Below are 13264 nucleotides of genomic sequence, written 5' to 3'. Positions count from 1 at the left end.
TGATCTCCTCCAGGTTGTGCGCTGCATCGAGTATGCAGTCGACCGCTCACGGCATCAACTGGCCACCATTGACCTCGATCACCTGGCCGATGATGTAGCCGCTCAACAGATCGGACGACAGGAACAGGTAAGCTCCGACGCAATCCTCCGGCGTTCCGGCGCGCCCTTGCGGAATGGTGGCGACCATGGCCTTGATCTGCTCGGCATTCGAATAGCGTTCGTGGAAGGGCGTCAAGATCGTACCGGGCGCCACGGCGTTGACGCGGATGCCGAAGCCGATCAGCTCCTTGGCCATGCCGCGCGTCACGTTGGAAACGAAGGCCTTGGACGATCCGTAGAGGCCGGCGCCGCCGCCGGCGCCGTTGCGGGCGGCGATCGAGGTGGTGTTGATGATGAAGCCACCCTGGCGCTTCAGCCAGGGGATCGCCTTGCGCGAAGCGGTCAGGACAGAGCGCGCATTGAGGTCCATCACGGCGTCGTAATGCGCCTCGTCCTGGTCGGCATAGGCGACGCGGCCAAGCATGCCGCCGGCATTGTTGACCAGGCCGTCGAGCCGGCCGAAATGGTTTGCGCTCTCTTCGACGACACGCTCGACGTCGGCAGGTTTCGAGAAGTCGCCCTGGACCAGGAACACCTCGCCGCCATCGTCGCGAATGGATCCGGCCACGGTTTCGGCGGGAGCGCGGCTTGCATTGAAATGCAGCGCGACGCGGCATTTCTGCGCCGCATAGGCACGGGCAAGTGCCGCGCCGATCCCGGTCGAAGCGCCGGTGACCAGCACCGCCTTGCCGGCAAGATCGGGGATGGCAAGTATCGTCATGTCGGCTGGTCTCCGGGTTGCCATCCTTCGTAGGCCATTGCCGGCCCGGCCTTCAAGTGTTGGCGTTCAGTGCGGGCGCATTCAGGGCCTGAGATAGACATAGCCCTGATGCTGCAGTTCGGCGAGCTTCACGACGCCGCCCTTGTCGGCAAGCTCGAAGCCCGCCAGCAGGTCGGTCAGCGTGATATCCATGCCGTGCAAGGTGTTGCCGCAGGCTTGCGGCACAAGTCCCTGCTGGACAAGGCCGGCAAAGCGGCTGGAAACAGCGCCGGAAGCGCCCTTGACTTTGAAGGCGGCCAGAGCCGGACCGTGCACCACGAGCACGATGTCGACATTGCCGCCGGTGCCTTCATAGTGGTTCTTGATGTTGCCGAGGACGAAGTTGACCTTGTCGGCGTCGCTGAGGTGATAGGCGACTTTCAGCCGCCCCTCAGGCGTTGCCGCATTTGCCCGGCCCAGGCCGAAAAGGCCCGCGGCGCCTGCGAGGCCGGCTCGAAAAATGTCACGGCGCAGCATCGTATCCTCCGTTCGCCGCGCTCGCGATTTTGCATGGTCCAGGCGGCACTCCTAGACTAGCATATCCAAGTCCTGTCGGTGGGAGGAGGATCACATGACATCGAGGACCATGGCGGTGGTGCTTTGCGCCGCCTTTGCCGCTTCGTTCGGCGCGGCGCGCGCCGAACAGCCGCCCAAGCTTCCCGAGCTCAGCCCGACCGGCGCCGACGCCTGCTTCGGCCGTGTCTACGACGCCGCCCATCTCAAGGCGCATCCGCGCCAGAAGGTGGCGCGCATCTTCTTCTTCTACGGCCATGACCCGGTCAGCCGGACGAACGAAGAACCCGCCGCCAACCAGGATACGTCCTATAACGGCTTTCTCACCACAACGGTGCGCGGCGCCAAGAAGCCGGAATGGGCGAGCAGCTGGTGCAACAACGAGGATCCAAGCGACAAGGCGAGCGGCATCCGTTGCGGCATGGACTGCGACAGGACACTGGCTTCGCTGAAAGTCGACAACAAGGGGAAGCTTCTTCTGTCCGGCCTGTCGCCAGACGTCTATCTCGACCCGGATTCGGAAGAGCAGCTCGGCGAGGCCGAGTACAACAAGCAGGCGCTGGGCAGCGAGGACGACAATTTCAAGCTGGACCCGATGCCGGCCGAGACCTGCAAGGCGGAGTTCGCGCGCATCGACCCGATCGACCCTGCGCTGGGCGAGCCGCTGCGCGTGCGGCTCAAGCCCGATCAGCCCTTCTGCTTCGGGCGTGACTACGACGATGCGCATCTGAAGTCGCATCCCAACCAGCTGACGCAATCGATCCGCGTGTTTCGCGGACCCGTCGAGCTCGCCTCCTTCTCAGCCGGCGGCGATGCCGCGAACTGGCCGGATGGGGCGGATGTCGCCGTTTCGGTGACGACGAGGCAGAAAGGGAAAAAGGTCACGCAGACCTATTCCTGCCAGGGCGAGGCCGATCAGTGGCGCTGCTCGGCCAGTTCCAAGATGAGCGATTTTTCCTGCGACGTCTCGCAGAAGGAGATCTTCCTCAAGCGCGGCGTCAACGGCACGATGATGGTCGCGAACCCCAACAATGCAGTGGCAATTGTCGATCTCTGCTCGAAGGCGGCGGATGGCAAGACCAGGTCCGACGACAAGGTCTATCGGCTGCAGCCGATGCCGCAGTCGGCCTGTGCTCCGTGAGGTCTGCCGATATTCAGGTGAGGCCGGCCTGCGAACGACGGCTTCCTGCGCTTCCGGTGCTCACGTACTTTCAAGTACGCTCCGCTCCGGTTCTCGGAAGCCGTCGTTCTCGACTCGGCCTGACCTGAATCTCGACGGACCTTCGCGCTCTGCTAAGCGAAAGGCACGGCCGCGGTGCCTTTCGGCAGCTTCGCCTCGTCGTCCGGCTCGACATGGATGGTGACGCGCACCGAGGGGATCTCGGCTTTCAGCGCATCCTCGATGCGGTCGCAGATGACATGGCTGGCGCCGACGGTCATGTCGGCGTCGACCACCAGATGGAACTCGATGAAGGTGGCGCGCCCGGCAATGCGCGTCTTGAGATCATGCACCTCGAGCGCGCCCTTCGAATTGGCCGATATGATGTTGCGGATCTGCATGTGCTCATGGTTGTCGACGGCGCGGTCCATCAGCCCGCTCATCGACGAGCCGATGACATGCCAGCCCTGCCACAGAATGTTGAGCGCGACGATCACGGCAAGTGCCGGGTCGAGGATCTGCCAGCCGGTGAGCACGGCACCGACAAGACCGCCGAACACGCCGACTGACGTTACCACGTCGGTCATGATGTGCCGGCCGTCGGCGACAAGCGCAGGCGACTTCGCATTCCGGCCGGCGCGGATCAGCGTCCAGGCCCAGATCGCATTAATGACCGTCGCGACGCCGTTAACGGCAAGTCCCTGCCAAGGCTGTTCCAGCGGGGCGGGATGTTGCCAGGACTGCCAGACCTCGTTGAGGATCAGCAGCGCCGCGACGACGATCAGCACGCCTTCGAGGACGGCGGAAAAATATTCGGCTTTGTGATGGCCGAAGGGATGGTCCTGGTCGGCGGGCTTGTAGCTGACCTGGATCGCCCAGAAGGCGGCGGCCGATGCGATCACGTTGACGATCGATTCCAGCGCGTCGGAATAGAGCGCCACGGAACCGGTGATGTACCAGGCGGCAAGCTTCAAGACGAGCACCACGAAGGCGACCAGGATCGACCAGAAGGCAAGCCTGGCAATCTTCTCGCGGGTCGCGGCTTTCGCCGCGGCCGCCACCGTGTCCTGCGTCACAGCCATGGTTCCTAGGCGGCCTTTTCCTTGGCCTTGCGCGGCAGATGCGCGACAATGTTTTCGATGATGCGCATGCCGGCATTGTGACCGAGCGTCATGATCGATTCGGGATGGAACTGCACCGCCGCGATCGGCTCCTTGCGGTGCTCGAAAGCCATGATGATGCCGTCCTCGGTTTCGGCGGTCACCACGAAACCGTCGGGCAGGCGCACCGGGTCGGCGAAAATCGAGTGATAGCGGCCGACGGTCACTTCCTTGGGCAGGCCTGAGAAGATGATGCCGGGCTTCGAAATGCGGATGCGCGATGGTTTGCCATGCATGGGGATGTGCAACTGCCTGAGCTCGCCGCCATAGGCCTCGGCCAATGCCTGCAGGCCGAGACAGACGCCGAAGATCGGCAGGTCGCGGCTGCGCGCTCGTCTGATGGTGGCGGCGCAGTCGAAATCCTTCGGCGTGCCAGGGCCGGGCGAAAGCACGACGAGGTCCGGCTTCAACCGCTCGAAGACCTCCTCCGGCACCGGCGAGCGCACCGTGGAGACGTTGGCGCCGGTCTGGCGGAAGTAGTTGGCCAAGGTATGGACGAAACTGTCCTCATGGTCGACCAGCAGGATGTTGACGCCGTCGCCGACGCGCGCGGTGGTGCGCTCGGTTCCGGTAGCGTTGCCGGTCTTGGCGTCGCGGATAGCGGAGAGCATGGCGGATGCCTTCAGTTCGGTTTCGGCTTCTTCTTCCTCGGGAATGCTGTCGAAAAGCAGTGTGGCGCCGGCGCGGACCTCGGCGATGCCGTCCTTGATGCGGATGGTGCGCAAGGTCAGCCCGGTGTTCATGTCGCCGTTGAAATTGACCATGCCGACCGCCCCGCCATACCAGGCGCGCGGGCTCTTCTCGTTCTGCTCGATGAAGCGCATGGCCCACAGTTTCGGCGCGCCGGTGACGGTGACCGCCCAGGCATGCGAGAGAAACGCGTCGAAGGCGTCCATGCCTTCGCGCAGCCGGCCCTCGATATGGTCGACGGTGTGGATCAGGCGCGAATACATCTCGATCTGGCGACGGCCGATGACGCGCACGGAGCCCGGCTCGCAGACGCGCGACTTGTCGTTGCGGTCGACATCCGAGCACATGGTGAGCTCGGACTCATCCTTCTTCGAGTTAAGCAGCTTCAGGATCTGCTCGCTGTCGGAAATGGCGTCGTCGCCGCGTTTGATGGTGCCGGAGATCGGGCAGGTCTCGACGCGGCGGCCGTTGACGCGCACGAACATCTCCGGCGAGGCACCGATCAGATATTCGTTCTCGCCGAGATTGATGAAGAAGGAATAGGGCGAGGGGTTGATCGATTTCAGCTTGCGCGAGATGTCGGAAGGCTGGGTCTCGCAGCGCTCGTAGAACATCTGTCCAGGCACGACCTCGAACAGGTCGCCGCGCTTGAAGCTCTCCATGGCGCGGCGCACCAGGTTGGCGTATTCGCCTGGCTCATGGTCGCCGCGCGGCGGGATGCGGTCGGCGGTCTTGAACGGCTCGGCATGGGCATCGCGGGCCAAGCCCTCGGTCGAAAAACCGTCGCCGGAATAGTCGTAGCGGTCGGTCCAGGCCTTGGTCGAATAATGGTCGACGACGAGGATCTCGTCGGGCAGGAACAGCACCAGGTCGCGCTGGCTCTCCTTGCGCTCGAGCTTGTAGTCGACAGGATCGAACTGGAAAGCTAGGTCGTAGCCGAAGGCGCCGTAAAGGCCGAGATTGGCGTCCTCGGCGGTCTTGAACAGCGCGGTGATGGCGCGCAGCACCGTGAACACGGACGGTACGCGGCTGCGCTCCTCCTCGGTGAAGACGCGGCCTGGTTTGGCGACATCGAGGCGGATGAGCGTCTTCGAGGTCTCGACGATCGTCACATCACCGAGCTCGCCAAGCGCCTTGCCGATCACGGGCAACAGCGCTTCGCCGCGCTTGTTCAGCGCTTCGATGCGCATTGTGCGCCCTCGGGCGGAGATCACCAGCGGCGGATCGATGATGGCCGTATCCCAGCGCGTGTAGCGGCCCGGATATTCGTAGTTGGAGGAAAACACCGCGCCGCGGCGCGAATTCAGGCCGTCGACATAGGCATCGATCGCGCCTTCATAGGGCCGGTCGTGCCGCTCGCGGGTGATCGTCACGCCGCCCGCGGTGATGAAGCGCTCGGCCCCGTTGTCCAGAACTTTAGTCGTCATTGCCGTCTCCATCAGCGTCTTGGGCAACGGACCCGGGAATGGCGTTAAAAAACAAATGGCCGCCCGGATATTCCGCTGCGGCCACCCTCTTTTTCACGCGCACACGCACGAACAGGCCGCTGTCAGCGAGCCCACCACCAAATGGTCTTGTTCGAACGCATGTTCATGGCGACTCCCATAGCGGCGAATGGAGGTCCATGCAACTGGATTTCACGGCGATGGTGAAAGCCGCTACGCCTCAGTCTTCCAGCGTGCCGGAGCGCGCGTCGGTGCTCCTGGCGTCGCCGGCGAGCTTCAGAAGATCCTCGCCGGCGCGGATGATGCGGCGCGCGCGGCGGGTCAGGATGAAGCCCGACTGAGGGGCGAACACTTCCGTGCGGCCGCCGGCCTCGCCGGGCGCGTGGACGATCGTCGCCAGCCTTTCGCCTTTCTTGACGCGGTCGCCGGGTTTGACGTCGTAAAGGATCGCGCCGGCCCTGGGCGAAGGCATCATGTCGATGTTTTCCAGCGGTACGACCGGTCCGGAAAATTTTTCGAATTTCGGCACGGATGAGTCCTGGACGACGCCGCGCGTCACAAGCAGTCGGTAAAGTCCCGCGGCATCGGCCGCGGCGAAGGCGGCGTCGACATCGAGCATGCCGCGATATTCGACCGTGGTGACGGCGCGGCGATCGAAGCGCGCGACGCTCGCCGGCACGTTCTGGTAGGGCATGATCGAGGCGCCTTCGAAGGTGCCGGTATCGTCCTCGCTCCACAGCAGGACGGCTTCGGCGCCCATGGCGGCCGCGCAATCGGCCATATGCGGCCACAGGCTGGTGTGGATGTAGAGATAGGCCAGACCTTCGTCATCGCAGTGGAGGTCAAGCACGATGTCGTTGCCGAGCGAGAGCTGGACGAGCCGGTTCTTCAGCCGGCGATCGGCGCCGCCGAGGCTGACATCCGGCAGAAGCCTGGCGTCGGGCGCGGCAAGCAGCGGAAAGGAGCGATTGAAGTTGGTGCGGGTGCCGAGATTGAAGCGGCCCTGGTGCTCGCCAAAATGATATTGCGCGCGGCCGATCGGGTTGGCCCAGGGTACGATGGTGATCGGGCCCTTGATGCGGCCCTCGGCCTCCGCCTTGGCCAGCATCGGCATCAGCGCGTCGATGGCGACGACGCCCGGCAGCTCGCCGGCATGCAGCGCCGCCTGCAGATAGGCGGAAGGAGCCGCCTTGTCCTTGCCCTCGAAGCGCAAGACCGGAAATTCGTAGGCGACACCCTCGCTGTCGCCGGCGATGCGTTCGATCGTCTTCTGCATGGGATACTCCGCGTGAGGAGGTTTCAGCCATGCATTGTTGCGATCGGGCTGTCGAGTGGTCCAGCCGCGCCGGGTTGTCGGGGCAGCGTGGCTACGGCGAAGACGCCGAGCCTTGCTACGGCGAAGACGCCGAGCCTTGCTACGGCGAAGTTGCCGAGCCTAACCGCTGCGCCTTTTTCCGGAATTGCTCTACTCCAGCGGCTTCAGCTCCTGGGCGATGGTCGGCAGCAGCTCCGAGACATTGGGGTGGATGTGCATGGCGCGCGCCAGCGTCGAGATCGGCGCCTTGGCGTACATGAGGTCGAGCACGCAGTGGATCGCCTCGTCGCCGCCCGGGCCGAGCACGGAGCAGCCGAGGATTTCACCGGTGTCGGCATCGGCCAGGATCTTCATGAAGCCTTGCGTCTCGCCCTTCTCGACCGCGCGGCCGACACGCGTCATCGGCCGCTGTCCGACCAGCGCGCGGCGGCCTGATTTCTTCACGGCGGCTTCCGTCATGCCGCAGCGCCCGAGCGGCGGATCGATATAGAGCGCATAGGCTTCGATGCGGTCGCTCACCTTGCGCGGATCGTTGTCGAGCAGGTTGGCGGCGACGATCTCGAAGTCGTTGTAGGAGGTGTGGGTGAAGGCGCCCTTGCCGTTGCAGTCGCCCATCGCCCAGATGCCCGGCACATTGGTGCGCAACTGGTCGTCGACGACGATATAGCCGCGCTGGTCGACCGCGACGCCGGCCTTGTCGAGGCCGAGATCGTCGGTGTTGGGCTTGCGCCCCAGCGCCAGCAGCACATGCGAGCCGACCGCCGGCGGCTTGCCGGCGGCGAAGGTGACGGCGATCCCATTGCCTTGTCTGGCAAAGGCGATGTCGTCCGCGCCGACATGGACGGCGATGCCTTCGTTTTCGAGTATCGATTGGATGGCGGCGGAGGTGTCTTCATCCTCGCGGCCGGTCAGCCGCGGCGCCTTCTCGATCACCGTGACCTCGGAGCCGAAGCGGCGGAACATCTGCGCGAATTCGAGCGAGATATAGCTGCCGCCGATGACGATCAGGTGGCTGGGCAGCACATCGAGATCCATCATCGAGGAATTGGTGAGATAGGGCACGTCGTTGACGCCAGGCAGATCGGGCACCGAGGCGCGGCCGCCGGTGTTGAGGAAGATTTTTGGCGCGGTGAGCAGCTCATCGCCGACGCGCACCGTGTCGGCGGTGACGAAACGGGCATGGTCGCGATAAAGCGTGCAGCCCTTCATTCCGGCGATCCATTTTTCGAGGTTGCCGCGGGCGTCGTTGGTGACCTTGTCCTTGCGTGCCTTGATGCGCTTGTAATCCACGCCGACCGGGCCCGACAGCGCGACGCCATAGTCGGCGGCGCGGCGGGCGAGATGCGCGGCATAGGCGCTCGCTACCATCGCCTTGGTCGGCATGCAGCCGGTGTTGACGCAGGTGCCGCCGATGAACTTGCGCTCGATCAGCGCGACCTTCATGCCGGCGGCCTCGAGCCGGCCGACAAGCGGCGGCCCGGCCTGGCCGGCGCCGATGACGATGGCGTCGAAGCTCTTTGCGCTCATGCGACGGCCGCCACGACGAGCAGCCCGCCGATGATGGCCACCGCATCCTCGATGAAGGCGGCGGGCTGATCCTTGCCGAATGCGGCGGCCAGCCGGCCGCGGACCTCGGCGCCGCCCAGCGTGCCGATCACCGCGCCGATCGCGCCGGCGACCAGGCCGCCGATGGTGGCGCCGGCGGTCACGCCGATGACCGCGCCACAGAAGGCGCCGACGACGATGCGGGTGCCGAACTGCGGCGGCACCTTGCGGCTCGGCGTCGACGGCAGCTGGTCGGCGATCAGCTCGACGATGGCCAGAATGGTGAAGATGCCGACGGCGATCCAGTGGCCCATGAAGCTCGCCCAGGTGCCCGTGACCGGCAGCCAGCCGAGATAGGAACCCCAGGCGACAGCGGCGGGCGCGGTCATGGCGCGCAGGCCGGCAATGACGCCTATCAGCAGGGCGAGAATGTAAAGCATGATCGGCCCCCTCAAACCGAGACCGTCGCATGGCCTCGCAACGGCAGGCTAGCACAAGCCAGGCGTTTGGCTACGGGGCTTTTGTCAGACGATCGATTATGCTTTGGCAGCAGACGAAAACCTGGAGGGCCACCATGACGACAAGCGAACGCATAAAGATGGCGGCGGGCGAATGGTACACCTGCATCGACGATGAGCTCGAGGCGTTGCGCGTCGCCGCGCGCGATGCGGTGTTCGAGCACAACAGCCTGCCGCCCCGGCAGCGCGGTGATATCGCCCCGGCCCTGCAGGCGCTGCTCGGTGGCGCGGGCGAGGGGGCGCGCATCGAGGCGCCGTTCCACTGCGCCTATGGCTTCAACCTGTTCCTCGGCGACGGCGTCTTCCTCAATGCCGGCTGCACCATCCTCGACACCGCGCCGGTGCGCATCGGCAGGGGGACGATGCTGGGGCCCAATGTGCAGATCTACTGCGCGGAGCATCATCGCGAAGCTGCTGGCCGGCTGGCCGGGCTGGAGATCGCAAAAGCCGTAACGATCGGCGACAATGCCTGGATCGGTGGCAGCGCGGTGATCCTCGCTGGCGCCAGCATAGGCGAGAGCGCCATCGTCGGCGCGGGCGCGGTGGTGACCCGCGACGTACCGGCCAACGCGACCGTCGTCGGCAACCCGGCACGTGCCGTTACAAAAGGCTGAGTCCGTCTGACGCCTTGGTGCTTCTGGAAAACTCGCGCCGGTACTGCCTCGGCGAGGTCCTGAGCCGCGCGGCGAAATGCTGGCGCAGCGAGGTGGCGCTGCCGAAGCCGGCTTCGAAGGCCACGATGTCCATCGATTTGTCCGTCTGTTCCAGCAGCCTTTGCGCAAGTGCTACGCGTTGGTCGGCGAGCCAGTCGCCGAAGCTGGTGCCTATCGACTTCTGGAAGCGGCGTGTGAAGGTGCGGCGGGTGAGGCCGGCCGCATCGGCGACGCTGTCGAGGCTGTGCGGTTCGCCGAGCGTCGCCCGCACCTGGTCGAGAGCGCGCGAGAACCGGTCGGCATTCGGCGTCGGCGCAAGCGGGCGCTCGATGAACTGCGCCTGGCCGCCCTGCCGATGCGGCGAGAGCACGACGTGGCGGGCAAGCCGAAGGGCGGCCTCCGCGCCGTAGCGAGCGCGCACGATGTGCAGGCAGCAGTCGAGGCCGGCGGCGACGCCGGCCGAGGTTATTATGTCGCCCTCGTCGACATAGAGCACGTCGGCATCGATCGCGATGTCAGGATGCAGCGCCTGCAGCCGGTCGGTATAGGCCCAGTGGGTCGTCGCCTTGCGCCCGGCCAGCAATCCGGCGCCGGCAATGGCGAAGGTGCCGAGGCACAAGCCGACGATGAGCGCGCCGCGCCGATGCGCGCGCTGCAGCGCGTCCTTGAGCGGCGCGGCCAGCGGAGCCTCGAGATCCTTCCAACTCGGAATGATGACGATGTCGGCCTCGTCGAGCACGGAAAGCCCATGCGGCACGAGGATGCTCAGCCCCGCATCGGTATGAATGGGTCCCTCGTCCATCGCACAGACGCGGAAGTCGAAGCGCGGCAGGCCAAGGTTGGTTCGATCGGTGCCGAACACCAGGCACGGCACAGAGAGGTGGAAAGGACTGATGCCGTCGAAGGCGACGGCGGCGATGATCGGATTCTTCATGGCAAGCATCGTTTCGTTGAAAATTGAATGTCCCAATTTTTTCGAATGATGTCAATTGGGACACTTTCTCGACTCGAAACATCGGCCTAGCTTTGCGCCCATCAACCCGGTCGAAAGGAAAACCGTCATGTCAGCACCAGCCACCCAGCCGCGCCGCGCGCTTGTCGTCGTCGATGTCCAGAACGACTACAATGGCGGCAACCTCGCCATCCAGCATCCGCCCTTCAACGAGACCGTCGCCAATGTGGCGCGCGCCATGGATGCCGCCGCGGCGGCCGGCATCAAAATCGTCGTCGTCAAGCAGATGGCGCCCGAGACCTCGCCGATCTTTGCCAAGGGCAGCCATGGCGGCGAGTTGCATGCCGAGATCGCCAGGCGCGCCCGCGACCACTATGTCGAAAAGACGCTGCCTTCGGCCTTCACCGGCACGGATCTCGAAGCCTGGCTGCGCGCCAACGCCATCGATACGATCGCGGTCGTCGGTTACATGACCCACAATTGCGATCTGTCGACCATCATCCACGCGGTGCATATGGGCTTTGCCGTCGAGTTCCTTTCGGATGCCAGCGGCTCGGTGCCCTATGCCAACAGCGCCGGCTACGCGTCCGCCGAGGACATACACCGGGTGGTGAGCGTCGTCTTGCAGGCGCGCTTCGCTGCGGTGCTCAAGACCGCCGAGTGGATCGATTGCCTGAAGACCGGCGCCCTGCCCGAGCGCGACACGATCTATGCGTCCAACCAGCGGGCCCTGCAGCGGAACGCAGCGTAACCCGAAGCCTTCAAAACAAGGGCGCCGCCAGGATGCGGCGCCTTTTTCTTCGCGCCAAATACCCAGCAAGAGCGTGAGCCATTTCACGGACGCCGTTCCGGTATTTTCAGAAAGTCACCGCGCATGTGAATAAGCGCGGATGGCTCGGGGGGCTGGATTGAAGGCGCGCGTTGCACGAACCTTGGTCGTCCTGACCCTCGCTGTCGGCGCGGCGCTGCTGCCGTGGCCCGCCTTCGCGCAAGTGCCGCCGCATGCGCCAGGCACGATCTGCTTCACCCAATTCTTCTGGTGCTGGGCGCAACCGCCCGGGCCGGCCGGCTATCCCTGCGGATGCCCGTCGCAATATGGCTTCGTGCAGGGTTATCTGGGCTAGTCGTCGGGGGGCGCGATGACGACATTCCACGATCCTCTTGTCTCCGGGTTGCTTGCCGACGCCAAGCTGGTTGCCGGCTACGGCCGCTACGGCGTGTTCAAGGACAGCGCGCTCTTCGCTGCGATCGGCGACGCGGAAAAACTCAGTGACGCGAGCGCAAGCCAGCCCGAGGTCGTCAAACTTCAAACGGTGCTCAACGACTGCTCCAGCACCGTGCCGTTTTCAACCCTGGCTGCGCTGCGCACCGGCTGGTCGCCGGGCGACATGTCGCGCCGGACCGCTCTCGCGACCTATTTCCTCATCGCCCTGTCGGTGACGATGATGATCGTCATCGGCAAGCTGACCTATGTCTACAACAGGGGCGTCTCGATCAACGCGGAACTGCAGGAGATCGACAACAACGATTTCAGCGCTCGGTTCGGGCAGTCGATCAGGCAGGTCTGGGCGACCAAGAAGCAATTGAGCTCGGCCGCCGCCCAGCAGGCGTCGGCGACCGATCTGACGCTTCTGAAGGACGCCTATTACAATTCCGTCGACAGCCTGCATTCGCTTGACCAGCGTTTTTCCTCGTTGCTGGTGCGGGCGCAGGGGTTCATGACGCAGGAGGCGCCGTTTCCGCTCTGGGGCATGCAATGGGCCTATTGCAAGTTTTCGGCTTCCTCGGCCAAAGCGGGCGCGCTGCTTGATTTCTCGAACCCCAGGCAGATGGCGATTGACCAGTTCTGCGGCCAGGAAATCGCGCTGGCGCAACAGCAGAGCGGGGCCGGGAGCAGCCAGCCGCTCAAGCAGTCGGATTTCGATTGCAGGAACAACGGCAACACTCAAGGCGGCATGCAAGTCGTCAGTTCTACCGGCATGGTCGAAGACGTGAGCGCGGATTTCGACGCGGCGACACGCGATCTGCAATGCGAAGGCGTCATTACCATCACGCCGAATTCGATTTCGACGCTGACACTGCAGGCCAAGACGCTCAGCGAAGTCCTCAGCCCCTATGCGCTGTGGATCCTGCCCGCGCTTTACGGCGCGCTTGGCGGCATCATGTTCCACATGCGCATGATCCTGAACCCGCTTCTGCCCAATCCGCCGCTGTCGCGGCTCATTCATCGCATCGCGCTGGGCGGGCTTGCCGGCATGATCCTCGCCTGGTTCATGGCGCCGGGAACCAAGCTCGGCGGCGAGGTGACCGGCATAGGCTTCAGCCTGTTCACCTTCGCTTTCCTGTTCGGCTTCAGCCTCGATATCTTCTTCGCCATCCTCGACCAGTTCGTCTCGATGTCGGTCGCCGGCATCAAGAAGTTCGGCTCGCCCACGGTGGCGTGAAAGCCGGCGAA

At 64.6% G+C, this 13264-nt stretch carries 13 protein-coding genes; 5 read left to right on the top strand and 8 right to left on the bottom strand.

Annotated elements, in window-relative coordinates; all coding sequences use genetic code 11:
• Nucleotides 1-46: 46 nt before the first annotated feature.
• Both LB538_RS07180 and LB538_RS07175 read right to left on the bottom strand, forming a co-directional pair.
• A complete protein-coding gene (locus tag LB538_RS07180) occupies nucleotides 47-820 on the bottom strand; it encodes an SDR family NAD(P)-dependent oxidoreductase (RefSeq protein ID WP_224524510.1) in 774 nt (257 codons plus the stop codon).
• A gap of 81 nt (nucleotides 821-901) precedes the next feature.
• Nucleotides 902-1336: a DsrE family protein gene (locus tag LB538_RS07175; protein ID WP_224524513.1), complete on the bottom strand. Its 435-nt coding sequence runs from the start codon at nucleotides 1334-1336 to the stop codon at nucleotides 902-904.
• Nucleotides 1337-1430: 94 nt separating this feature from the next.
• On the opposite strand from LB538_RS07175, the gene LB538_RS07170 reads away from it, so the two are divergent.
• A complete protein-coding gene (locus LB538_RS07170; protein WP_224524516.1) occupies nucleotides 1431-2513 on the top strand; it encodes a hypothetical protein in 1083 nt (360 codons plus the stop codon).
• A 152-nt stretch (nucleotides 2514-2665) separates the two neighbouring features.
• Here LB538_RS07170 and LB538_RS07165 read toward each other — a convergent pair whose 3' ends face one another.
• From LB538_RS07165 to LB538_RS07145, 5 genes are all read right to left on the bottom strand, one after another.
• Complete coding sequence (locus LB538_RS07165) at nucleotides 2666-3613, bottom strand: cation diffusion facilitator family transporter (protein WP_224524518.1); 948 nt, start codon at nucleotides 3611-3613, stop codon at nucleotides 2666-2668.
• A gap of 5 nt (nucleotides 3614-3618) precedes the next feature.
• Entirely contained in the window at nucleotides 3619-5808 is a 2190-nt protein-coding gene (locus LB538_RS07160) for an anthranilate synthase (RefSeq protein ID WP_224524521.1), read from the bottom strand.
• 238 nt (nucleotides 5809-6046) lie between these two features.
• A complete protein-coding gene (locus LB538_RS07155) occupies nucleotides 6047-7102 on the bottom strand; it encodes a succinylglutamate desuccinylase/aspartoacylase family protein (RefSeq protein WP_224524524.1) in 1056 nt (351 codons plus the stop codon).
• 189 nt (nucleotides 7103-7291) lie between these two features.
• Entirely contained in the window at nucleotides 7292-8668 is a 1377-nt protein-coding gene (locus tag LB538_RS07150) for an FAD-containing oxidoreductase (RefSeq protein WP_140838776.1), read from the bottom strand.
• Nucleotides 8665-9126 (bottom strand): DUF4126 domain-containing protein, encoded by a 462-nt coding sequence (locus LB538_RS07145; RefSeq protein WP_224524528.1) that lies wholly within the window; start codon nucleotides 9124-9126, stop codon nucleotides 8665-8667. Before LB538_RS07145 ends, LB538_RS07150 begins: the two co-directional genes overlap by 4 nt.
• Nucleotides 9127-9260: 134 nt before the next feature.
• Here LB538_RS07145 and LB538_RS07140 point away from each other — a divergent pair, with 134 nt between their 5' ends.
• A complete protein-coding gene (locus LB538_RS07140; RefSeq protein WP_224524529.1) occupies nucleotides 9261-9818 on the top strand; it encodes a sugar O-acetyltransferase in 558 nt (185 codons plus the stop codon).
• Here the strand turns inward: LB538_RS07140 and LB538_RS07135 are convergent.
• Nucleotides 9805-10791 (bottom strand): helix-turn-helix domain-containing protein, encoded by a 987-nt coding sequence (locus LB538_RS07135; protein WP_224524532.1) that lies wholly within the window; start codon nucleotides 10789-10791, stop codon nucleotides 9805-9807. The two genes, LB538_RS07140 and LB538_RS07135, sit on opposite strands and share 14 nt — an antisense overlap.
• Before the next feature lie 127 nt (nucleotides 10792-10918).
• Between LB538_RS07135 and LB538_RS07130 the strand changes: the two genes are divergently transcribed.
• The 3 genes from LB538_RS07130 (at nucleotide 10919) to LB538_RS07120 (ending at nucleotide 13253) form a co-directional block, all read left to right on the top strand.
• A complete protein-coding gene (locus LB538_RS07130; protein ID WP_224524535.1) occupies nucleotides 10919-11560 on the top strand; it encodes a cysteine hydrolase family protein in 642 nt (213 codons plus the stop codon).
• A 157-nt stretch (nucleotides 11561-11717) separates the two neighbouring features.
• Complete coding sequence (locus tag LB538_RS07125; RefSeq protein WP_140838766.1) at nucleotides 11718-11933, top strand: hypothetical protein; 216 nt, start codon at nucleotides 11718-11720, stop codon at nucleotides 11931-11933.
• A 15-nt stretch (nucleotides 11934-11948) separates the two neighbouring features.
• Nucleotides 11949-13253, top strand: coding sequence for a hypothetical protein (locus tag LB538_RS07120; RefSeq protein ID WP_224524538.1), 1305 nt, complete (start codon nucleotides 11949-11951; stop codon nucleotides 13251-13253).
• The last annotated feature ends 11 nt before the right edge of the window (nucleotides 13254-13264 follow it).

Origin of the sequence: Mesorhizobium sp. Ca11 (assembly GCF_020165275.1) — a bacterium.
Taxonomy (GTDB): domain Bacteria; phylum Pseudomonadota; class Alphaproteobacteria; order Rhizobiales; family Rhizobiaceae; genus Mesorhizobium.
Note: the sequence above shows the minus strand (reverse complement) of the source record. Positions and strands in the feature narration are given on the sequence as shown.

Excerpts from the sequence above, each read along its gene's own strand:
- LB538_RS07160 (WP_224524521.1), bottom strand. The coding sequence starts at position 5,808 with ATGACGACTAAAGTTCTGGACAACGGGGCCGAGCGCTTCATCACCGCG.
- LB538_RS07120 (WP_224524538.1), top strand. The coding sequence starts at position 11,949 with ATGACGACATTCCACGATCCTCTTGTCTCCGGGTTGCTTGCCGACGCC.
- LB538_RS07135 (WP_224524532.1), bottom strand. The coding sequence starts at position 10,791 with ATGAAGAATCCGATCATCGCCGCCGTCGCCTTCGACGGCATCAGTCCT.
- LB538_RS07175 (WP_224524513.1), bottom strand. The coding sequence starts at position 1,336 with ATGCTGCGCCGTGACATTTTTCGAGCCGGCCTCGCAGGCGCCGCGGGC.
- LB538_RS07180 (WP_224524510.1), bottom strand. The coding sequence starts at position 820 with ATGACGATACTTGCCATCCCCGATCTTGCCGGCAAGGCGGTGCTGGTC.
- LB538_RS07130 (WP_224524535.1), top strand. The coding sequence starts at position 10,919 with ATGTCAGCACCAGCCACCCAGCCGCGCCGCGCGCTTGTCGTCGTCGAT.
- LB538_RS07150 (WP_140838776.1), bottom strand. The coding sequence starts at position 8,668 with ATGAGCGCAAAGAGCTTCGACGCCATCGTCATCGGCGCCGGCCAGGCC.
- LB538_RS07165 (WP_224524518.1), bottom strand. The coding sequence starts at position 3,613 with ATGGCTGTGACGCAGGACACGGTGGCGGCCGCGGCGAAAGCCGCGACC.
- LB538_RS07170 (WP_224524516.1), top strand. The coding sequence starts at position 1,431 with ATGACATCGAGGACCATGGCGGTGGTGCTTTGCGCCGCCTTTGCCGCT.
- LB538_RS07145 (WP_224524528.1), bottom strand. The coding sequence starts at position 9,126 with ATGCTTTACATTCTCGCCCTGCTGATAGGCGTCATTGCCGGCCTGCGC.
- LB538_RS07140 (WP_224524529.1), top strand. The coding sequence starts at position 9,261 with ATGACGACAAGCGAACGCATAAAGATGGCGGCGGGCGAATGGTACACC.
- LB538_RS07155 (WP_224524524.1), bottom strand. The coding sequence starts at position 7,102 with ATGCAGAAGACGATCGAACGCATCGCCGGCGACAGCGAGGGTGTCGCC.